Here is a 20912-nt window from a genome sequence, read left to right on the forward strand (position 1 = left end):
AGAGGGCGATGAGTACATTAGAACCACCGGCAGGGGCGAAAAAGCCGGGCGGCGCGACGCCGTGGCTAACGCGCCTGCAAATGGCCCACGGGCGCAAGCTGGTGATTGCGCTGCCGTATCTGTGGATGACGCTGCTGTTTCTGCTGCCGTTCCTGATCGTCTTTAAAATCAGCCTCGCGGAGATGGCGCGGGCTATTCCGCCCTATACCGATCTGCTGGAGTGGGCCGACGGTCAGCTGACGATTACCCTTAATCTGGCGAACTTCCTGCAGCTCACCGACGATCCGCTCTACTTTGAGGCCTATCTGCAGTCGCTGGAGGTGGCCGGGATCTCCACGTTTTGCTGCCTGCTGCTGGGCTACCCGCTGGCGTGGGCGGTGGCGCACAGCAAGCCCTCAACGCGCAATATCCTGCTGCTGCTGGTGATCCTGCCGTCGTGGACCTCGTTCTTAATCCGCGTATACGCGTGGATGGGGCTGCTGAAAAGCAACGGCGTGCTGAATAACTTTCTGCTGTGGCTGGGGGTTATTGACCAGCCGCTTGAGATCCTGCACACCAACCTGGCGGTCTATATCGGCATCGTTTACGCCTACCTGCCGTTTATGGTGCTGCCTATTTATACCGCGCTGACGCGCATCGACTACTCGCTGGTGGAGGCCTCGCTGGATCTGGGCGCTCGTCCGCTGAAAACTTTCTTCCAGGTGATCGTGCCGTTAACCAAAGGCGGAATTATCGCCGGCTCGATGCTGGTCTTCATTCCGGCCGTGGGCGAGTTCGTTATCCCTGAGCTGCTCGGCGGTCCGGACAGCATCATGATCGGCCGCGTGCTGTGGCAGGAGTTCTTTAACAACCGCGACTGGCCGGTAGCGTCGGCGGTGGCCATCGTGATGCTGCTGCTGCTGATCGTACCGATTATGTGGTTCCACAAGCATCAGCAAAAACAGATAGGGGAACACGGATGAGTGATTTGCCGGTAGTGCGTTCGCCGTGGCGAATATTAATCCTCGTGATTGGGTTTACCTTCCTGTATGCGCCGATGCTGATGCTGGTGATCTACTCGTTCAACAGCTCGAAGCTGGTGACGGTGTGGGCCGGCTGGTCAACGCGCTGGTATAGCGAGCTGTTCCACGACGATGCGATGATGAGCGCCGTGGGTCTGAGCCTGACTATCGCCACCTGTGCGGCGACGGCGGCGGCGATCCTCGGGACTATCGCCGCGGTGGTGCTGGTGCGCTTTGGCCGCTTTCGCGGGTCGAGCGGCTTTGCGTTTATGATTACCGCGCCGCTGGTGATGCCGGACGTGATAACCGGGCTGTCGCTGCTGCTGCTTTTCGTGGCGCTGGGACACGCGATTGGCTGGCCGTCGGATCGCGGTATGCTGACCATCTGGCTGGCGCACGTGACCTTCTGTACCGCCTACGTCGCGGTGGTGATTTCGTCGCGGCTGCGCGAGCTGGATCACTCCATCGAGGAGGCGGCGATGGATCTGGGCGCCGCGCCGCTGAAGGTATTTTTCATCATCACGCTGCCGATGATCATGCCGGCGGTGATTTCCGGCTGGCTGCTGGCATTCACCCTGTCGCTGGACGATCTGGTGATTGCCAGCTTTGTTTCCGGTCCTGGCGCTACCACGCTGCCGATGCTGGTTTTCTCCAGCGTGCGCATGGGCGTCAATCCGGAAATCAACGCCCTGGCGACGCTTATCCTCGGCGTGGTCGGGATTGTTGGTTTTATCGCCTGGTATTTGATGGCCCGCGCAGAAAAGCAGCGAGTACGCGATATCCAGCGTGCAAGACGCGGCTGAAGCCCCTAAAATTGATAGCAAGACCTGGTGCCGGCGTCGCGATTGTGCGACGCCGTTTTCATGGAAGACTCAACCGTTGGGATTGTTTACTAAAGCTCGCTCATCTCATGCTCGCCTGAACGTCCCTGCGCTGGTGCAGGTGGCGGCGTTCGCCATTATTTTAATCCGTGCCCTCGACCTGCTGATGATCCTCAATCAGCTTGGCGTGCGGGGGATGAGTGAGTTTATCCACCGCAGCGTGCAGACGTGGCCCCTGACGCTGGTCTTCTTCTCAAGCCTGCTGCTGGTGTTTATTGAAATCTGGTGCGCGTTTTCACTGGTCAAAGGGCAGAACCGGGCGCGCTGGATCTACCTGCTGACGCAAATTATCGTCAGCGGCTATCTGTGGGCCGCCTCTCTGGGCTACGGCTATCCTGAACTGTTCAGCATTGCCGGTGAATCGAAGCGGGAAATTTTCCGTTCGCTGGTGATGCAGAAGCTGCCGGACCTGCTGGTGCTGGCGCTGCTGTTTATCCCGGCATCGTGCCGACGCTTTTTCCAACTGCAGTAACGGTGATACAATCCCCGCCCCTGATTTTTTGAAGGTCTTTTTATGCACTGCGCACTCTATGACGCGGGCCGCTGCCGCTCCTGTCAGTGGCTGGAACTGCCGCCAGAACAACAGCTCGCCGATAAAATGGCCGATCTGCGGTCGCTGCTGGCAGAACGCCAGGTGGCGACGTGGTGCGAACCGGTTTCCGGTCCGCAAGCCGGCTTTCGCAATAAGGCCAAAATGGTGGTCAGCGGCAGCGTTGAGCGCCCGCTGCTCGGCATGCTGCACCGCGACGGCAACCCGGAAGACCTCACCGATTGTCCGCTCTACCCGGCAAGCTTTGCGCCGGTCTTCGCCCTGCTGAAGCCGTTTATCGCCCGCGCCGGCCTCACGCCGTATCAGGTGGCCCGCCGACGCGGAGAGCTAAAGTATCTGCTGCTCACCGAAAGCCGCCTCGACGGCGGCATGATGCTGCGCTTTGTGCTGCGCTCCGAGGCGAAGCTCGCCCAGCTGCGCGCCGCGCTGCCGTGGCTGCAGGCGCAGCTGCCGCAGCTGAAGGTGATTACCGCCAATATTCAGCCGGTGCATATGGCGATTATGGAAGGGGAGCAGGAGATTTTCCTCACCCCGCAGCAGGCGCTGGCGGAGCGCTTCAACGACGTACCGCTGTGGATCCGCCCGCAAAGCTTCTTTCAAACCAACCCCGAAGTCGCCAGCCGGCTGTACGCCACCGCCCGGGACTGGGTGCGCCAGTTGCCGGTAGACCATATGTGGGATCTGTTCTGCGGCGTCGGCGGTTTTGGCCTGCACTGCGCCACCCCGCAGATGCGGCTGACCGGCATTGAGATTGCGCCAGAGGCCATCGCCTGCGCGCGGCAGTCCGCCGCCGAGCTTGGCCTCAGCAACCTCCGCTTCCAGGCGCTGGACTCCACCCGTTTCGCCACCGGCGAGGGCGAAGTTCCGCAACTGGTGCTGGTGAACCCGCCGCGCCGTGGGATTGGCAGCGAGCTGTGCGACTATTTAAGCCGCATGGCTCCGCCCTATATCATCTACTCCAGCTGCAACGCCCGCACGATGGCGAAAGATATTGCTCAGTTGGCGGGCTATCGCACCGAGCGGGTGCAGCTGTTCGATATGTTCCCCCACACCGCGCACTATGAGGTGCTGACGCTGCTGGTCCGCGAAGTTTAAACAAAATGTGAACTCTTCTGCCGGCCAAAATCGGGTAAGCTTTGCAATAAGAGCATGATATTAGCGGAGCGAAACCGGTGGCGAAGAAGATCCTGTTAGTTGAAGATGACGATGATATTGCCGCCCTGCTGCGCCTGAATTTGCAGGACGAAGGGTATCAGATTGTCCACGTCGCGGACGGCGCGAAGGCCCTGACGCTGCTGGAGACAAGCCCCTGGGATGCGGTGATCCTCGACCTGATGCTGCCGAACGTTGACGGCCTGGAGATCTGCCGGCGCATTCGCCAGATGACCCGCTACCTGCCGGTGATCATCATCAGCGCCCGATCCAGCGAAACCCAGCGCGTGCAGGGGCTGGAGATGGGGGCGGATGATTATCTGGCCAAACCCTTCTCCGTTCTGGAGCTTATCGCCCGCGTCAAAGCGGTGTTCCGCCGCCAGGAAGCGATGGGGTTAAACCTGCTGATGGACGCCGGGCGCATCGTCTGCCACGGCCTCAATATCGACCCGCTGTCGCGTGAAGTCAGACTGCGCGGCGAGCCGGTCGATTTGACCCCGCGCGAGTTCGATCTGCTGTACTACTTCGCCCGTCATCCGGGCGAGGTCTTCTCTCGTCTGGCCCTGCTTGACAGCGTCTGGGGCTACCAGCACGAAGGCTACGAGCATACGGTCAATACCCATATCAACCGCCTGCGCAGCAAAATCGAGCACGAGCCGACGGAGCCTGAAATTATCCTCACCGTGTGGGGAAAGGGCTATAAGTTCGCCGTGGAGCGAAAGGAGGGAGGGCAATGATGCGCCGCCTTAGCCTGAGCCAGCGCCTGGCGCTGGTCTTCACCTCGCTGCTGCTGCTGTGCGCAGCGGCGGTGTGCCTCGTTCAGCTCTATACCAGCGCGCAGTACGGTAACGCGATGGTGCAGCGTCTTTCCGCCGGGCTGGCGCAGCAAATTGTCGCCCGCGAGCCGCTGCTGGATGCGCAGGGGCAGGTCGATCGCCAGTCGCTGAAGACGCTGTTCGATCGGCTGATGGTTTTTAACCCCAGCGTTGAGCTCTATCTGGTTTCTCCCGACGGCGAGCTGTTAGCCGATGCCGCGCCGCCGGGCCATATCAAACGCCAGCGCATCGATCTGGCACCGGTGCAGGCGTTCCTCTCCGGCGCCGCGTGGCCGGTGTACGGCGACGATCCCCGCAGCCTCGGACAGCAGAAAGTCTTTAGCGCTGCGCCGCTGCGCCTGGAGGGCCAGCTGCGCGGCTATCTCTATATTATTCTGCAGGGCGAAACCTTTAACGAGCTGGCGGCCACCGCCTGGCAGAAGACGCTGTGGAGCCTGCTGCTGTGGACGCTGCTGCTGGTGGCGCTGTTTGGCCTGCTGGCGGGCGGGCTGGCGTGGTTCTGGGTCACGCGCCCGGTGCGTCAACTGACCGCCCAGGTAGCGATCTCCGGCCCTGACAGCATGGTGGCGATCAAAGCGCTGGCGGCCCAGGTGCCCGACCCGCATCCCGGGAATGAGGTGGCGATCCTGCATAATCGCTTTATTGAGCTGGCCCGCCAGATTGCCGGCCAGTGGGATCGTCTGGCCGATAGTGACCGCCAGCGGCGCGAGTTTATCGCCAATATCTCCCACGATCTGCGCACGCCGCTGACCTCGCTGCTTGGCTATCTGGAGACGCTGACGCTGAAGGCCGACCGGCTCAACGCCGAAGATCGCCAGCAGTATCTGAATATCGCGCTGCGCCAGGGCAATAAGGTTCGCCATCTGTCGCAGCAGCTATTTGAGCTGGCCCGGCTCGAACACGGCGGCATCAAACCGCAGCCGGAGAAATTTATCTTCGCCGAGCTGGTTCAGGACGTCGCGCAGAAATTCGATTTGGCGATTGCGACCCGCGGCATCGGTTTGCAGCTGTCGCTGGCCGAGGGATTGCCGCCGGTGGTGGCCGATCTATCGATGATGGAGCGGGTGCTGACCAATTTGCTCGATAACGCCATTCGCCACACGCCGGAAGGAGGATTGATTCGCCTGACGGCGCGCCAGCAGGCGTCGCAGATTGTGGTTGAGGTGGCGGACAGCGGCCCCGGCGTCGCCAGCGAGCTGCGGGCAACCCTCTTTGAACGGCCTTCGGTGCTTGAGCCGGGCCAGCGCCGGGAGTCTACGGGGGGATTGGGGCTGATGATCGTGCGCCGCATGCTGCAGCTGCACGGGGGCGATATTCACCTGCAGGAGGCGGCGGCAGGGGCCAGCTTCCGCTTTACCCTGCCGCTGTAAGGTTTTCCCGGCGGCGTCGTGCTGGCCGGGCGCCCGCCTCAGGCGCTCACGCCCGGGGACGGGAAGGGCCTGCGCTTACTCAGGGAACCATTGGCTGCTGATTTTCTGATAGGTGCCGTCCGCTTTAATCGCCTTCAGGGCGCCGTTCAGCTTCTCCAGCAGCGCTTTGTTATCCGGACGAACCGCGATCCCAAGGCCGGTACCGAAGTACTGCGCATCGGTGACTTTCGGCGTGGCGACGCCGAGCTGTGGGTTGGTTTTCAGCCACTCGTTAACCACCGCGGTGTCGCCAAATACGCCATCAATACGGCCGTTTTTCAGGTCGATAAACGCATTCTGGTAGCTGTCATAGGCGACGGTTTTCACTTCAGGATGCTTATCCTGCAGGTATTTCTGGTGGGTGGTGCCGTTTTCCATGCCAATACGTTTGCCTTTCAGATCGGCAAAGGAGTGGAAGGCGTCTTTCTTCGCGATAACCAGCGCGGAGTTAGCGTAGTACGGGTCGGTAAACGACACCTGCTTGCTGCGATCCGGGGTAATGTCCATGCCGGAAATCACCGCATCATATTTTTTAAATTTTAGCGCCGGGATCAGGCTGTCGAAGGCATGGTTGGTAAAAGTACACTCCGCCTGCATCTGTTTGCACAGCGCTTTCGCCAGGTCGAGATCGAAGCCAACGATCTGATTATTGGCATCCATGGATTCAAACGGTGGATAGGTCGCGGAAACGCCAAAGCTGATTTTTTCTGCGCCAACGGCGCCAAAAGCGAAAGTGGAAAGCAGTGCAGCCAGAACTAACTTTTTCATCGTCGAACTCCCGTCGGTCAATCTTATGATGTCGTGCCGTGCTTGCGGCCGAGTTTTACAATGCCATTAAATGAATTTATATTCAATAAAGATGTATAAGTATTTTTTATTTATATAAAAAAGGCGGGTAAGTCATCAACATTACCCGCCTTTCTATTTACTAATTATGCATTTCAGAACGTTAGCTTCGACGCTCAAATGCCAGCGCTCTGTGCTCCACCAGACGCATGAGCAGCGTCAGCAGGCCGTTGACGATCAGGTACACGATACCGGCCGCGCCGAAGACCATAACGTCGTAGGTCCGTCCGTACAGCAGCTGGCTGTGGCCCATCACCTCCATCAGCGTAATGGTATAAGCCAGGGAGGTACTCTTGAAAACCAGCACCACCTCGTTGGAGTAGGAGGAGAGGGCGCGCTTAAAGGCGTACGGCAGCAGGATCGCCAGCGTGTCCTTCTTGCTCATCCCCAGCGCGCCGCAGGATTGCCACTGGCCCTCAGGAATGGCGCGGATCGCGCCATAAAAGAGCTGGGTGGTATAGGCGGCGCTGTTGAGCGACAGGGCAATCAGGGCGCAGAGCCACGGCTCAGAAATCAGATGCCACAGCACCGGGTACTCCTGCAGTGACGGAAACTGCCCCGGGCCGTAGTAAATCAGGAAGATCTGCACCAGCAGCGGCGTACCGGTAAAGAGCGTGATATACGTCCGCACAATCCATACCAGCACCGGCGTTTTCAGCGTCAGGATGATGGTAAAGATCAGCGACAGAATCAGCGCGACGACGATCGAGGCCGCCGTCAGCGTCAGGCTGGTATGCAGCCCTTTGAGCAGTTCTGGTAAGTAGTCGAGCATCAGCCGGGTCTCCGTTCAAAGCGCGTCGCACGCTGGTCAATACGCTTGAGGATGTACTGACTGAGCAGAGTGATCACCAGGTAGATTGCCGCCGCGATGATGTACCAGTTAAACGGCTCCTGGGTGCGGGTGGCAATGCTCTTGGTTTGCAGCATCAGATCGTTAACGCTAATTAAGCTGACCAGTGCGGTATCTTTAAGCAGCACCAGCCACTGGTTGCCGAGCCCCGGCAGGGCGTGGCGCCACATTTGCGGCATCACCAGGCGGAAGAAAATCGCGCTTTGCGACAGCCCCAGCGCCTGGCCCGACTCCCACTGTCCCTGCGGTACCGCTTTCAGCGCGCCGCGCAGGGTTTGCGAGGCGTAGGCGGCGTACAGCAGAGAGAGCGCCACCGCGCCGCACAGGAACGGGCTGACGTCGAAGTTCTCAATCTGCATCTGCACCGGGATCTGCACAAAGCCGAGATTGATGGTAAAGCCGTCAGAGAGCGTGAGCAGCAGCTGCGACGATCCGAAATAGATAAACAGGACCACCAGAATTTCCGGCAGCCCGCGCAGGATCGTTACTACGCCGGTGGTCAGCCATGCCAGCGGGCGCCATTTGGCTGACTCCAGCACGGCAAAAAGCATCGCCAGGGCGAGGCCGATAATCAGCGCGCAGACCGCAAGCCCGACGGTCATCCCGGCGGCGCTTGCTAATGGAAAAAATTCGTTCATTGAGGATTACTTCTGAAACCATTTGCTATAGATGGTCTGGTAAGTCCCATCTTTTTTCACTTTTTCCAGCGCAGCGTTAAATTTCTGCTGCAGCTCGGTATTGCCCTGACGAAGCGCAATGCCAAGGCCGGTACCGAAGTAGTCTTTGTCCGTCACCTTATCGCCCACCGCTGCCAGCTTCGGATTGCTCTTCAGCCATTCGGTGACCACGGCGTTGTCGCCAAATACGGCATCGATGCGGCCGTTTTGCAGATCCAGCTTCGCGTTCTGGTAGCTGTCGTACGGAACGGTGGTGATTTCCGGATGCTTGTCGTTAATGAACTTCTGATGGGTGGTGCCGTTCTGGACGCCGACCTTTTTGCCCTTCAGCTGCTCGATGCTGGTAAATTTGCCCTGCTGGCCAACGAACAGCGCGGAGTTTTCATAGTAAGGGGCGGTAAACAGCACCTGCTTTTCGCGCTCAGGCGTAATGTCCATCCCGGCCATCACCGCGTCGAAGCGGCGGAATTTCAGGCCAGGGATCAGGCTATCGAAAGCCTGGTTGGTAAAGGTGCAGGTGGCATCGATCTCTTTACATAGCGCGTTAGCCAGATCAACGTCGAAGCCGACGATTTTGTTGCTGGCGTCGGTCGTTTCAAACGGAGGATAGGACGCCTCGGTGGCAAAACGGATGGTCTGGGCTGCGGTAGCAGAAAGGCTCATGCTGGCCAGAAGCGCGGCAATCAGTACTTTTTTCATCGTCATTTCCCCGAAAAACATCAATGTGAAAGATAGTTTTTAAACGCGTCGGTCTGCGGATGCGCGAAGCAGTCAGCATTCCCTTGTTCAACGATATGGCCATTTTCCATATACACCACGCGGCTGGCCGTTTTACGCGCCACTTCCACTTCGTGGGTGACGATGACCTGCGTAATGCCGGTGCCCGCCAGCTCGCGGATAATGCTGACGATTTGGGCGGTAATTTCCGGATCGAGCGCCGCCGTTGGTTCATCAAACAGCAGCACCTGCGGCTCCATCATCAGCGCCCGCGCAATGGCGACACGCTGCTGCTGGCCGCCGGAAAGGTGCAGAGGATAACGGTCGCTGTAGGGTTTCAGGCGCAAACGTTCCAGCAGCTTCTCGGCGCGGGCCAGAGCGCTATCTTTGCTGAGACCCAGCACGCGGCAGGGAGCTTCAATCAGGTTTTGCTGCACGGTCAGGTGCAGCCACAGATTGTACTGCTGGAAAACCATACCGACGTTCTGGCGCAGCTCACGGATGGCTTTGTCAGACGGCGCTTTGGTAAAGTCGAAGTGGTTACCGGCGATATGTAGCGTACCGGAACGCGGCATCTCCAGCAGGTTGAGTACGCGAAGCAGCGAGCTTTTCCCGGCGCCGCTTGGGCCGAGCAGCACCAGCGTTTCCCCCTGCGGGCAATCCAGCGTGATGTCGAACAGCGCCTGGTGCGCGCCGTAGAAGCAGTTAATGCCGTTTAGTTTAATACTCATCTGGGCAGTCTGATACGAATAGCTATTGAGGCCGCAAATACTACCTTTGACAGAATAGTTATGCAATATTTATGCGTTAAAAGTTAAATGTAACCCGCATTTACCTCTAAACTTAGCACAAAATATGGGTTCGTGGGGGCGGCGGGAGCAAATGTCGGCATTACCGCATGAAATACCGACATTTTACCGGGGTTATCGGTTTAGTAGAGCAGGTTCAGCGCCCTTAGCCGCGTTTTTCGAGACTCTGTTGCAGTGAACCCGCCGGCGCGTGGGCGTTAATACCGAGGTAGCGAACGTCATCTACCGCCCAGCACTGGCCTTCCTGAATCATCAGCACCTCATCTTTCCAGATTTTGCTGCCCTGCCTGAACTCAACGCGCAGCGGAATATTGCGCGCATCGCTGTTCGGGATGGTGGAGGCGCTGGCGACATCCGCGCTATCGGCCGGGGTGGCCGAGCTGGAGAACGGGTTGGACTGCAGCACGGCGTTGCGGGAAGGATCCTGGCGCGCGTCGTTGAGCAGCTTCGCCAGATCGTCGCTCAGATAGGGACGCAGCGCCGTCAGGTCGCTATTGCGGTGCTGGATCTGATAATCATAAAATTTCTGCGCAACCGCGTCTGGGCCGCCTTCGACGCAGGGACCGCTGCGGGTGCCGTTATCTTTATAGGCCGGAGTGACGGTGGTACAGGCGCTAAGTACCAGCGCGCAGGGGATAATAAAGGCCATGATTTTGTAGCGCATGATGATTTCCTTATAAGCTCACTACGTTATTAGTTTCTGTTCAAGCATAGCGCACTGTCTCCAGAATGCGCTTGACTCTAAGAGCTAAGCTATTAAGTTATCGCCGTTATCAGATTGAACTAATGCATCTGGCTCATCACGAGCGCAGTTTTTATATTGATAAATGCCGCGGTGTAAAACCTATCCTTAGCTAAAAATAAACCACCGATCGGGCTTAATGCTAAAAGATTGAGTCAATCTCAGTCTATATTTATAGGCAGTATTAAACTTACCTCGACGGAATATATTATGTTAAGAAAAACGCTGGCCAGCCTGAAGGCCAGGATCTGGGCCGCGCATTTACCAACGCTGGTGGCCAAAAATGAACGTGCCGGCGATCCTTACGATTATTACGCGGTCTACTTTGCCGACGTTGAGCGTAACCGCTACCAGTTAACGGGTTTTAACGGCAGCGATGTCAGCATGCGCTGTTTAAATCCATCAGGAGCTGCTGCCAATAGCGATATTTCTTTTCCTGTCGCCCGGTTGGCCGCAATGGAGAGTGAGATTGTTAGCTATAAAAAATATGGCAAGATAACCTGCGCTAGCATTTTTGGCTATTTTGTTAACTGCTACCTACCTATTTTTAATCTAAAAACAGCCCTCTTAAGGGGTAAGGCTGCGGTGGTGTCCGCTTTTTTCCGCGAGCGTGAGGTGAGGAGCCAGGACCGTATTTACCTGCTCGGTCTGATCGTTAACGAGTTTGTGCACCAGCGGCCTTCAAGGCTCTCATCCGGGATTACGGTCGATGAAGTTATCGATATTTTATACGGCAAGCTGTGGTATCAGCATATTCGCAACGAGCAGTTTCGCCGGAAGGTGACGTTGTTAATGGCGTCACTGGTTTTTTCCGGCGAGCTGGCGGTAGAGAATAACGTATATAGGGTCCAGGGAAATGCCATTGCGACCCTGGTCGAGCATGAGAAGAATGAGCGCCGCACGAAGCAGCAGGATAAAATTCAGCGTAATATGGTACGCCTGATGCTGGTCATTACCGCCGCGACGGTACTGATTACGCTGGCACTGCTGGGGTTGGCGGGAGTGATTGATTTACATAAAATCTGGCAGGATATTCTGCAGATAAAACCGGTGAGATTTCTATTCAAACTGATTTAAGTCCATGAAAATATTGCCCGATGCGCGATGGAGCATCGGACAATATTCGCTATCAGAACTGGTAGCTGTAGTTGACGCTGGCGAACCACAGGTACGGATGATCGTAATCCCCGGCGATAATTTCCGGCGTTTTCACATGCGACGACTGCATGTGCAGGTAGGAGACCGCGACGCCGATATTGCTTGCCGGCGTAATTTGATACTGCGCGCCGGTGGCAAAGCGCCATTCATCGCCGGTCGGAAGCGTGAGCGCCACGTCGCTCTGCGAGTCGTATACCGTGCTATCGAAACCTACCCCAGCGTTCAAACGCCACTGCTCGGTTGGCCGGTACTGGACGCCCACCGCGGTATGCCAGGAGTCCTTCAGGCGGTTTTGTTTGTTGCTCTCCTTGCCGACAACGGTGATTTGCGGGCTACCGAACTGGCTCCAGTCCTGCCAGCCTAAATCCCCCATCACCGACCACTGCTTGTTGATGTTGTGCACAAGGCTCAGCATGATCTGCTGCGGTGCGCGAACCTGGGCTGAAATCGGCAGGTCGTACTCGGTATTCGGCAGATTGGGTAAGCGAGCCTTACCGTCAATATTGAAGCTGTAGTCCGTCTTGCTGGTCCAGGTGATACCGGCGCGGGTTTGCTCCGTCAGCTGCATCAGCAGGCCCAGACGATAGCTCATGGCCCAGTCGTGATCCTTGTCCTTTTGGTCGGTTCCATCAACGCTGCGGGTCAGGGAGAGGAAGCCGTAGTTAAGGTTAGCGGACGCGCCAATGGAGAGACGGTCGTTGAGCTTATAGGCCAGCGACGGACTCAGCGTCATCGCGACCATGGTGCTTTTCTTGATCATCCGATCGCCCGCCCAGTTGCCAAAATCGATCCCTAAGCCGTAGTTGCCGTAGAGACCAATGCCGGCGTAAAGGTCGTCATTGATTTTTTGCGTATAGAAGCCGCTGGCGCTAGGAAATACGTTCATCACGTTGCCGGGGCTGCTTCTGCCGTTCTCATCTTTAAGCTGATACGAGATATCCCCGCCCATCGCCTGCATCCCGCCGGTGAACATATGGTCCGGCAGGCGGGTCATTCCTGCGGGGTTAGTCACGATCGTTGACGCATCCTGTGCCCTGGCGGCCTGGCCCGCGCCGGCAAGTCCGACATCTTCGGTACCTATTTCATAAAAATAGAGCGCGCTTGCCTGTGAAAGACCGGAATAGAGGAGCCCAGAGATAATTAACGCGATTTTTTTCATTTTCTACCTGCAATGTTTAAAATTGAGTCTCATTTTTATACCCCAGAAGTATAGACAGCATTGACTCACCGCCAGGGGTTTATGCTTTTAAACATGAGTTTGCTGGAAAACATGAAGACGCCGGCGTAGCGATTGACTTTCTGCGTGACGTTTGAGTGTTTTATTCGGGGGACGTTGCGGGTATTTGATGACAGAATGCGATAGCGGTAAATAGTCATGCTATCTAAAAAAAAATATTGCTCGCACGGTTCTGGATGGGAAACATTATCATCTGACGATGATAATGTTTCTTTCAAGAAGAATTAATTACTTCTTCTTATAGATATTGGCGCTGACGTGCAGCTTTTTATCAGTATTGCCGGAGGACAGAACGATCACGTCTGCGCCTTTTTCATCGGCTTTCTTAATCAGCTCAGCACGCGCATCGCTTGGTGCGGTCTGGCCGGTAGAAGAGATTGTCCCGACTTTCTGATACTGAGTCTCAACCTTGGCAAAATCTTCTTTAGATAAGATTTCTGCGGAGAAGGCGTTTGCGGTCAAAAACAATGCTGCACCTGCCACTAAAGCTGCATATTTCATTTTTTAAACTCCATTGTTTATCTTGCTATCATCATGCTCTTATTTTAACTGCTTACGAGCGAACTCAGATTGAATCAACTAAGAAAAAATTTCAAGCAAAATCCTACAAAACCATGACTGCTAACTCGCGAATTCGTAAGGAAAAGATGAACCCGACTTCAGTGCAGGCGGCGACCTGCATGATACCCGTGGTTGAGCATCGTCTTATCATCATTTTATAACTGTCGTTAGTATAATTTTATCTTATATAAAATGGCCGTTCCGATCGTTGAATCGCCGTTGGCAGACAGCGCCGCGCTTATCGTTTATCATAAAACAGGTTGTTATTAACGCCACCGCGAATGGGAAAACGTATTTGTTGCCGTCCGTAATTATTATAATTTCGTGTTAACGGTTGCACCTTTTACTGAATGCGGGAGAGATGGCTGACGCCGCCTTTGAGCGCTTCGCTCCGCCTTATGTCGGAACGCTCAGGCTCTCTAGGCCAAAAAGAAGGATTTTATGATGGTATGTTTCACCGCACGCGCCGGGAGGGCTTCCCGATGAAGCTCAGGGGAGTGATGGTTCTCATTGTGCTGCTGCTGGCCGGCTGCGCAACGGAAAAGGGGATTATCGATCGTGACGGCTATCAGCTGGATACCCGCCATCCGGCGCAGGCCGCCTACCCGCGGGTGAAGGTGCTGGTCATTCACTATACCGCCGATGATTTTGACGTCTCGCTGGCGACCCTAACCGACAACCAGGTGAGCTCCCACTACCTGATCCCTGAACGACCGCCGCTGCACCGCGGTAAGCCGCGTATCTGGCAGCTGGTGCCTGAAGAGGAGTTGGCCTGGCATGCGGGGATTAGCTTCTGGCGCGGCAGTACGCGCATTAACGACACCTCTATCGGCATTGAGCTGGAAAACCGCGGCTGGCAGAAAGCGGCAGGGGTAAAAAGCTTTACGCCGTTTAGCTCGGCGCAGATTGATGCCCTGGTCCCCCTGGCGAAGGATATTATCGCCCGCTACCACATTGCGGCGCAAAACGTGGTGGCTCATGCCGATATTGCGCCACAGCGTAAGGACGATCCCGGGCCGCTATTCCCCTGGCGCCGGCTGGCCGAACAGGGCATTGGCGCCTGGCCGGATCAAGAGCGGGTCGCGTTTTATCTCAACGGTCGCCCGACCTGGCAGCCGGTCGATAGCGCAGAGCTGCTGGACTTACTCGCCCGCTACGGCTATCAGGTGACGCCAGATATGACACCAGCGCAGCACAAGCGGGTGATTATGGCATTTCAGATGCATTTCCGGCCGGCGCGCTGGGATGGCGTCGCCGATGCTGAAACCCAGGCCATCGCCGAAGCGCTGCTGGAGAAATACGGTCAGGGTTAATTCGGTGCTAGCGGTGCAGCTTGCCGTGATCTTTCAGCCAGGCCGCAGTGCGGATAATTCCCTCATCCAGCGTCACCACCGGGCGGTAGCCCAGCTCTTCCTGCGCGCGGGAAATATCAAGGGTAAAATCAAAGTTCAGCTTGGAGACGCCGTAATGGGTAAAGGCCGGCTCCTTGGCTGACTTATTGCCAAAATGCTCCATGCTGCGGGCGATGATATCCAGCATCGGATAGGGGACCGAGCGAATACGGCACCTTATTCCCAGCTCATCAATCAGCTTTTGCACGATGCTGCGCAGGGTACGCGGTTCGCCGTTGGTGATATTCCACGCCCGGGCGGAGGGCAGATGGTCGCTCTGCGGCTGGCTGGCAAGCCACATCGCGTGCACCGCATTCTCATAGTAGGTCATATCAACCAGCGCGCTGCCGCCGCGGGGCAGCATTACGCTGCCGTAGTGCTGCATCATCTGCGCAAGGCGGGGGATGAACACTTTGTCGTGGGCGCCGAACAGACCCTGTGGGCGCAGGATGGCAAAGCGGGTATTGGGGTTCGCCTGGGCCAGCAGATTAATCACCTCTTCGCTCGCCGCTTTGCTGCGGGCAAATTCGTTGGCAAAGCGCTGAGGGCGAAAATTTTCCTGCACGTCGCGATGGTGGTGATAATCAAAATAGAGTGAAGGGGAGGAGATATGAACGAAGTTGCGTACGCCCCAGGCCACGGCCCATTCGCCAAGGCGACGGGTGGCGCGGACGTTGGCTAAATCGAAGGCCTGCTGCGTGCCCCACGGCGAGGTAAAGCCTGAGCAGTGCCAGAGGGTATCGATACCGGCGAGCATCACCTTGGCCTGAGATGAAACCAGTTCGGTTAAATCTGCGGGGACAAATTCGGCGCCCATTTTGCTCAGAAGCTTGCCCATCGCTTCGTTTCGCCCGGTCGCTCTGACGCTGATGCCTTTGTTACGCAGATATTCCACCGCGTTGCGGCCTAACCCGCTGGTCGCACCGGTAACCAGTACCTTCATATCAACCTACTGTCCCAGAAAAGAATTTCGTGCGCATTTTTCCGTGATTCTCCTCACGATGCAATGAGAATGATAGCAGAATGACGTAGATACTTCCTATTTGCCTGTGATTTGCTCTGCCAGTCGGGCAATACGCCGCGCCATGCCGCGAAAGATAAACAGATGGGCGGGGATCATCAGCAGCCAGTAGAACAGCCCCGGCATACCGTGAGGGTGCCACCAGGCTCGGACGTCGAGCTCGCGGTGGTCGCCTTTATCGCTGAGGGTAAAGCTCAGGCGCCCCAGGCCGGGCGCCTTCATGCCAAAGAGTAAGGTGAGCTGCTTTTCCGGTTCGACAATAATCACCTTCCAGCTGTCTACCGCGTCGCCGGTCTGCAGAAGGTCGCGCGACGGTCGGCCTTTCGCCAGGCGATGGCCCACCAGCAGGTCCATGGCGCCGCGAATTTTCCACAGCGCGTTGCCGAAGAAGTAGCCCTCTTTGCCGCCAATCTGGTTGACGACCTGCCAGATTGCCGCCGCGCTGGCAGAGGTGCTGACCGTGCAGCCGGCCTGCTTAGGGTAGTAGCCGTATTCCGGCCGCCAGCGGGCGAAGGCCTGCGCGTCGTAGCCCCAGTCGCTGGAGTTCACCAGCTGCTCCTCTTCTTTAAGCGTGCGGCGTACGGCTTCGTCAAAGGAGATCAGCGGCTGAGGGATCAGCGCCCGCAGCGCGCGATCGTCGGCGATCAGATCGTGCTTCAGCCCCTGAATCAGCGCCTTGGCGATGGTGGGCGGAACCGAAGTAATCACGTTGAGGAACCACACCGAAATCCAGCGAGTGGGAAAAGGGATCGGGATCAGCAGGCGATGCTTGCCGCTGACCGCCATAAAGTGGGTGAACTGCTGCTGGTAGCTTAAAACATCCGGCCCGGCGGCTTCGAAGACGCGATGTTCCGCGCACGGATGGTTGAGCAGTTGTACCAGATAATAGAGCAGGTTTTCGAGATCGATAGGCGTGGTGCGCGAGCGCACCCAGCGCGGCGGCGTTAAAACCGGCAGGTTGTAGACCATGTCGCGCATCACCTCGAACGCGGCGGAGCCGGCGCCCACGATGATGCCCGCCCGCAGCTCGGTGACCGGCACGCCGGACTCGCGCAGAACGTCGGCGGTGACCTGCCTGGCGCGCAGGTGGTCAGACTGTTCCGCCGCCGGCACCTGCAGCGAGCTGAGAAATATCAGCTGCTTTACCGGCGTCGCGCGCAGGGCGTCGCGCACGTTTTGCGCCACCTCGCGCTCGTGCCGAATAAAGTCGCCGCCTTCGCCCATGCCGTGCACCAGATAGTAAACGGTGTCCGCCTGCGCCAGCAGGGCAGAAAGCCCCTGCGGCCGGGTGAGGTCGATGGCATGGCAGCTCACTCCCGGGAGATTGCGTTTTTTTAGCCGCTCGATATGGCGCGCTGCCGCCAGCACGCAATAGCCCCGATCGCTCAATGCCTGCACCAGATGCTGGCCGATATAGCCGCTGGCGCCGAGCACCAGAATACGTTGCGACACGCCTCACTCCTTAGCGGTTCAAAAATTCCTGCCAGTGGCCCACCACTTCCGCCAGCTGCTGACGATTGACGTCGATATGGGTGACCAGACGTACAACCGGCGAGGCGTTGATCAGCACGCCGCGCTGCTGCATAAACGCGCCCAGCGCCTGGGCCTGCTCTTCGCCAACGCGGATGAACAGCATATTGGTGTCGTGGCGGGTGACGTCAGCGCCGATGGCGCGCAGCTCCCCGGCCATCCAGGCAGCGTTGTCGTGGTCCTCCTGCAGGCGCGCGACGTTGTTTTGCAGAGCGTACAGGCCCGCAGCCGCCAGAATTCCGGCCTGGCGCATGCCGCCGCCGACCATTTTACGCCAGCGGGTGGCGCGGTGAATGTAGTCGTGGCTGCCGAGCAGCAGCGAGCCTACCGGCGTTCCCAGACCTTTAGAGAGGCAGATGGTGAAGGAGTCGCAGTATTGGGTGATATCGCGCAGCTCGCAGCCGTAATCCACCACCGCGTTAAAGATACGCGCGCCGTCGACGTGCAGCGCCAGGTCGCGTTCGCGGGTAAACTCCCACGCCTCTTTGAGGTATTCGCGCGGCAGCACCTTGCCGTTATGGGTATTTTCGAGGCTCAGCAGGCGAGTGGGGGCAAAATGGACATCGTCAGGCTTAATCTTTGCCGCGACCTTATCCAGCGGCAGGGTGCCGTCAGCCGCCGCATCGATGGGCTGCGGCTGAATGCTGCCGAGCACCGCCGCACCGCCGGCTTCGTACAGATAGTTATGCGCGCCCTGGCCGACGATATACTCTTCGCCGCGCTGGCAGTGGCTCAGCAGGCCCACCAGGTTTGCCTGGGTGCCGGACGGCAGGAACAGCGCCGCCTCTTTGCCGGCCAGCTCTGCGGCGTAGCGCTGGAGCGCGTTAACGGTCGGGTCGTCGCCATAAACGTCGTCACCGACCGGGGCTGACATCATGGCATCCAGCATGGCGTGCCCCGGACGGGTTACGGTATCACTGCGGAGATCTATCACGGCGTTTCCTTGTTAGTGTTTCATCCTTCACGCTGTATCCGCGTTAGTCGCATAAACCACCCCAGCGGGGCCTTCGATGCATCATGAATGATGTTATGTGTGGGCTCAAAAGGATGTTTTACCTGAGCCAGTTGGTTTTCGCCAGTTCGATAACTTCATCTCCACGTCCGCTGATGATGGCGCGCAGCATATACAGGCTGAAACCCTTAGCCTGATCCAGCTTAATTTGCGGCGGGATCGCCAGCTCTTCCCTGGCAACCACGACGTCGACCAGCACCGGGCCGTCGGTGCTAAACGCGGTTTGCAGCGCGTCGTCGACCTCAGAGGCTTTTTCGACGCGAATGCCTTTAATGCCGCAGGCTTCGGCAATGCGGGCGAAATTGGTGTCGTGCAGCTCGGTGCCGTCGGTCAGATAGCCCCCGGCCTTCATCTCCATTGCGACAAATCCCAGCACGCTGTTGTTAAAGATCACAATTTTTACCGGCAGCTTCATCTGCGCCAGCGAGAGGAAGTCGCCCATCAGCATGCTGAAGCCGCCGTCGCCGCACATCGCCACCACCTGACGCTCCGGCGCCGTTGCCTTCGCGCCAATCGCCTGCGGCATGGCGTTGGCCATTGAGCCGTGGTTAAACGAGCCGATCAGCCGGCGCCTGCCGTTCATCTTCAGATAGCGTGCGGCCCAGACGGTCGGCGTACCGACGTCGCAGGTGAAAATGGCATCGTCAGCGGCGAAGTGACTAATCTGCTGCGCCAGGTATTGAGGGTGAATGGCCTTATCGCTCGGCTTAGCCAGATCGTCGAGCCCCTTACGCGCCTCGCGGTAGTGCTCAAGCGCTTTGTCGAGGAAACGGCGATCCGTCTTCTCTTCCAGATGCGGCAGCAGCGCTTTTAGGGTCGATTTGATATCGCCGATCAGCGCCATATCGACTTTGCTGTGCGCGCCGATGCTGCCGGGATTGATATCAATCTGAATAATTTTTGCGCTGCTGGGGTAGAAAGGCCGGTAGGGAAACTGGGTGCCGAGAAGCACCAGGGTGTCGGCGTTCATCATGGTGTGGAAGCCGGACGAGAAGCCGATCAGCCCGGTCATTCCGACATCATAAGGGTTGTCGTACTCAACGTGCTCCTTGCCGCGCAGGGCGTGGACGATGGGCGCCTTGAGCTTAGCGGCGAACTCTAGCAGCTCTTCATGGGCCCCGGCACAGCCGCTGCCGCACATCAGGGCAATGTTGCTGGAGTAGCGTAGCAGCTGCGCCAGGCGGGCGATCTCTTCCGCCGGCGGCGTCACCTCCGGCAGCGGGGCGGAGTACCAGTGGCTGCTGGCACCTTCCGGGGCGGCCTTCAGCGCCACGTCTCCCGGCAGCACCACCACCGAAACGCCGCGGTTGAGGACCGCTTTGCGCATGGCGATGGCCAGCACCTGCGGGATCTGTTCCGGGGTGGAGACCAGCTCACAATAGTGGCTGCATTCGCGGAACAGCTCCTGGGGATGGGTTTCCTGAAAATAGCCGCTGCCGATTTCGCTGGAGGGAATGTGGGCGGCGATGGCCAGCACCGGGACGTGGTTGCGGTGACAGTCAAAAAGGCCGTTGATCAGATGAAGGTTGCCCGGGCCGCAGGAACCCGCGCAGACCGCCAACTCGCCGGTAAGCTGGGCTTCGGCGCCGGCGGCAAACGCGGCAACTTCTTCATGGCGCGTCGGCATCCATGCAATGGTGCCCATGCGGTTCAGGCTGTCGCTCAATCCGTTGAGTGAATCGCCGGTGACGCCCCAGATGCGCTTCACGCCGGCCTGTTCAAGAGTTTTAGCTACGTATGCGGCCACGGTCTGTTTCATGGTTCTCCATCTCCTTTATGTGATAACGCTTACAAGCTTAGATGAAACTCATCGTTACGCCCGCATCTCCCTCCCATTTTCAGCTGGTATTCTTGCGCGAAAATTCCGCATAATCTGTCACCACTAAAAGGGTAAACAGGAATCATTTCAAATGGTTAAATCGCTGTTAAATGCTGTTAATAAAATGCTATCTCACGACGATTTTGGCAAACTCTTGTTACGACTTGCCGTGGGCGGGCTGATGCTGTTCCACGGGCTGCATAAGCTGTTTGATGGCGTCGCGGGGATCGGCGGGATGCTGGTGGCGAAGGGGCTACCGGGCTTTATTGCCTATGGCGTGCTGGTGGGAGAAGTGCTGGCGCCGTGCCTGCTGATTCTGGGGATCCTCACCCGGCCGGCGGCGCTGGTGCTGGCGTTTACCATGGTGGTGGCGTGGCTTATGGTCGGTACGGGAGAAACCTGGCAACTGGATAAAACCGGCGCCTGGGCGATTGAGAGCCTGGTCTACTTCTTTATTGGCGCGCTGGCGATTGCCTTTATGGGCGCCGGCCGCTATTCGCTGGTAAAAGACCCGGCGTGGAAATAAAAATAGCCCCGCCAGGGCGCAATGCCGTTCACTTAAGCGGTGATGCGTTACGGTTAACCAGATAGCGGGTTTTTGACATCTTAACCGCCCTCGGCCTTGATAGTCGGGGGCGTTTTGTTATGAACATCGCCTCCAGATTTCCCCTCAGATGCATCAGCCGTTTCGGGATAGTACCCGGCGAAACCGT

Annotated in this window: 21 protein-coding genes and 1 pseudogene; 9 read left to right on the forward strand and 13 right to left on the reverse strand. The window is 57.8% G+C overall.

Annotated features, from left to right (window positions below; genetic code table 11):
• The first annotated feature begins 8 nt into the window (after positions 1 to 8).
• From potH to GVK32_RS23200, 6 genes are all read left to right on the forward strand, one after another.
• The gene (gene potH / locus GVK32_RS23175; protein WP_159870501.1) at positions 9 to 962 is read left to right on the forward strand and encodes a putrescine ABC transporter permease PotH; all 954 of its coding nucleotides are present in this window, start codon (positions 9 to 11) and stop codon (positions 960 to 962) included.
• Positions 959 to 1804, forward strand: coding sequence for a putrescine ABC transporter permease PotI (gene potI / locus GVK32_RS23180; protein ID WP_123707153.1), 846 nt, complete (start codon positions 959 to 961; stop codon positions 1802 to 1804). The genes potH and potI overlap by 4 nt, the downstream gene beginning before the upstream one ends.
• A gap of 76 nt (positions 1805 to 1880) precedes the next feature.
• On the forward strand, positions 1881 to 2354 hold the full coding sequence (locus GVK32_RS23185) for a YbjO family protein (RefSeq protein ID WP_041144753.1): 474 nt from the start codon (positions 1881 to 1883) through the stop codon (positions 2352 to 2354).
• Positions 2355 to 2396: 42 nt separating this feature from the next.
• Positions 2397 to 3527, forward strand: a complete 1131-nt coding sequence (gene rlmC / locus GVK32_RS23190; RefSeq protein WP_159870498.1) for a 23S rRNA (uracil(747)-C(5))-methyltransferase RlmC — start codon at positions 2397 to 2399, stop codon at positions 3525 to 3527.
• Positions 3528 to 3604: 77 nt separating this feature from the next.
• Positions 3605 to 4321 carry a response regulator transcription factor gene (locus GVK32_RS23195; protein WP_159870495.1) on the forward strand — a complete coding sequence of 239 codons (717 nt, stop codon included), beginning with the start codon at positions 3605 to 3607 and terminating at the stop codon, positions 4319 to 4321.
• Entirely contained in the window at positions 4318 to 5790 is a 1473-nt protein-coding gene (locus tag GVK32_RS23200) for a HAMP domain-containing sensor histidine kinase (protein ID WP_159870492.1), read from the forward strand. Before GVK32_RS23195 ends, GVK32_RS23200 begins: the two co-directional genes overlap by 4 nt.
• Positions 5791 to 5865: 75 nt before the next feature.
• Here GVK32_RS23200 and artJ read toward each other — a convergent pair whose 3' ends face one another.
• From artJ to GVK32_RS23230, 6 genes are all read right to left on the reverse strand, one after another.
• A complete protein-coding gene (gene artJ, locus GVK32_RS23205) occupies positions 5866 to 6597 on the reverse strand; it encodes an arginine ABC transporter substrate-binding protein ArtJ (RefSeq protein ID WP_128878704.1) in 732 nt (243 codons plus the stop codon).
• Between the two features lie 181 nt (positions 6598 to 6778).
• Positions 6779 to 7447, reverse strand: coding sequence for an arginine ABC transporter permease ArtM (gene artM / locus GVK32_RS23210; RefSeq protein ID WP_159870489.1), 669 nt, complete (start codon positions 7445 to 7447; stop codon positions 6779 to 6781).
• Positions 7447 to 8163, reverse strand: a complete 717-nt coding sequence (gene artQ, locus GVK32_RS23215; RefSeq protein WP_159870486.1) for an arginine ABC transporter permease ArtQ — start codon at positions 8161 to 8163, stop codon at positions 7447 to 7449. Before artQ ends, artM begins: the two co-directional genes overlap by 1 nt.
• 6 nt (positions 8164 to 8169) lie before the next feature.
• On the reverse strand, positions 8170 to 8901 hold the full coding sequence (gene artI / locus GVK32_RS23220; RefSeq protein ID WP_159870483.1) for an arginine ABC transporter substrate-binding protein ArtI: 732 nt from the start codon (positions 8899 to 8901) through the stop codon (positions 8170 to 8172).
• A 20-nt stretch (positions 8902 to 8921) separates the two neighbouring features.
• Entirely contained in the window at positions 8922 to 9650 is a 729-nt protein-coding gene (gene artP, locus GVK32_RS23225) for an arginine ABC transporter ATP-binding protein ArtP (protein ID WP_159870480.1), read from the reverse strand.
• Between the two features lie 223 nt (positions 9651 to 9873).
• Complete coding sequence (locus tag GVK32_RS23230) at positions 9874 to 10392, reverse strand: lipoprotein (RefSeq protein WP_159870477.1); 519 nt, start codon at positions 10390 to 10392, stop codon at positions 9874 to 9876.
• A 288-nt stretch (positions 10393 to 10680) separates the two neighbouring features.
• Here GVK32_RS23230 and GVK32_RS23235 point away from each other — a divergent pair, with 288 nt between their 5' ends.
• Positions 10681 to 11547, forward strand: a complete 867-nt coding sequence (locus GVK32_RS23235; protein ID WP_227697887.1) for a hypothetical protein — start codon at positions 10681 to 10683, stop codon at positions 11545 to 11547.
• Positions 11548 to 11599: 52 nt separating this feature from the next.
• Here GVK32_RS23235 and GVK32_RS23240 read toward each other — a convergent pair whose 3' ends face one another.
• Both GVK32_RS23240 and yahO read right to left on the reverse strand, forming a co-directional pair.
• The gene (locus GVK32_RS23240; protein ID WP_159870474.1) at positions 11600 to 12787 is read right to left on the reverse strand and encodes an OmpP1/FadL family transporter; all 1188 of its coding nucleotides are present in this window, start codon (positions 12785 to 12787) and stop codon (positions 11600 to 11602) included.
• Between the two features lie 306 nt (positions 12788 to 13093).
• Entirely contained in the window at positions 13094 to 13366 is a 273-nt protein-coding gene (gene yahO / locus GVK32_RS23245; RefSeq protein WP_041147562.1) for a DUF1471 family periplasmic protein YahO, read from the reverse strand.
• 542 nt (positions 13367 to 13908) lie between these two features.
• Between yahO and GVK32_RS23250 the strand changes: the two genes are divergently transcribed.
• The gene (locus GVK32_RS23250) at positions 13909 to 14739 is read left to right on the forward strand and encodes an N-acetylmuramoyl-L-alanine amidase (RefSeq protein ID WP_159870724.1); all 831 of its coding nucleotides are present in this window, start codon (positions 13909 to 13911) and stop codon (positions 14737 to 14739) included.
• A gap of 7 nt (positions 14740 to 14746) precedes the next feature.
• On the opposite strand, the gene GVK32_RS23255 is transcribed toward GVK32_RS23250, so the two are convergent.
• From GVK32_RS23255 to poxB, 4 genes are all read right to left on the reverse strand, one after another.
• Positions 14747 to 15760, reverse strand: coding sequence for an NAD(P)-dependent oxidoreductase (locus GVK32_RS23255; RefSeq protein WP_159870471.1), 1014 nt, complete (start codon positions 15758 to 15760; stop codon positions 14747 to 14749).
• A gap of 96 nt (positions 15761 to 15856) precedes the next feature.
• Entirely contained in the window at positions 15857 to 17290 is a 1434-nt protein-coding gene (locus tag GVK32_RS23260; protein ID WP_159870468.1) for a DUF2867 domain-containing protein, read from the reverse strand.
• A gap of 10 nt (positions 17291 to 17300) precedes the next feature.
• Positions 17301 to 18302 carry a low-specificity L-threonine aldolase gene (gene ltaE / locus GVK32_RS23265; RefSeq protein ID WP_159870465.1) on the reverse strand — a complete coding sequence of 334 codons (1002 nt, stop codon included), beginning with the start codon at positions 18300 to 18302 and terminating at the stop codon, positions 17301 to 17303.
• Positions 18303 to 18420: 118 nt separating this feature from the next.
• Positions 18421 to 20139, reverse strand: coding sequence for a ubiquinone-dependent pyruvate dehydrogenase (gene poxB, locus GVK32_RS23270; protein ID WP_159870462.1), 1719 nt, complete (start codon positions 20137 to 20139; stop codon positions 18421 to 18423).
• Between the two features lie 151 nt (positions 20140 to 20290).
• On the opposite strand from poxB, the gene GVK32_RS23275 reads away from it, so the two are divergent.
• Positions 20291 to 20725, forward strand: a complete 435-nt coding sequence (locus tag GVK32_RS23275) for a DoxX family protein (RefSeq protein WP_159870459.1) — start codon at positions 20291 to 20293, stop codon at positions 20723 to 20725.
• A 28-nt stretch (positions 20726 to 20753) separates the two neighbouring features.
• Here the strand turns inward: GVK32_RS23275 and GVK32_RS23280 are convergent.
• Positions 20754 to 20912, reverse strand: a pseudogene (locus GVK32_RS23280) (IS4 family transposase); the annotation flags it as partial.

This window comes from Klebsiella sp. 18074 (assembly GCF_902705905.1).
Lineage (GTDB): Bacteria > Pseudomonadota > Gammaproteobacteria > Enterobacterales > Enterobacteriaceae > Klebsiella > Klebsiella terrigena.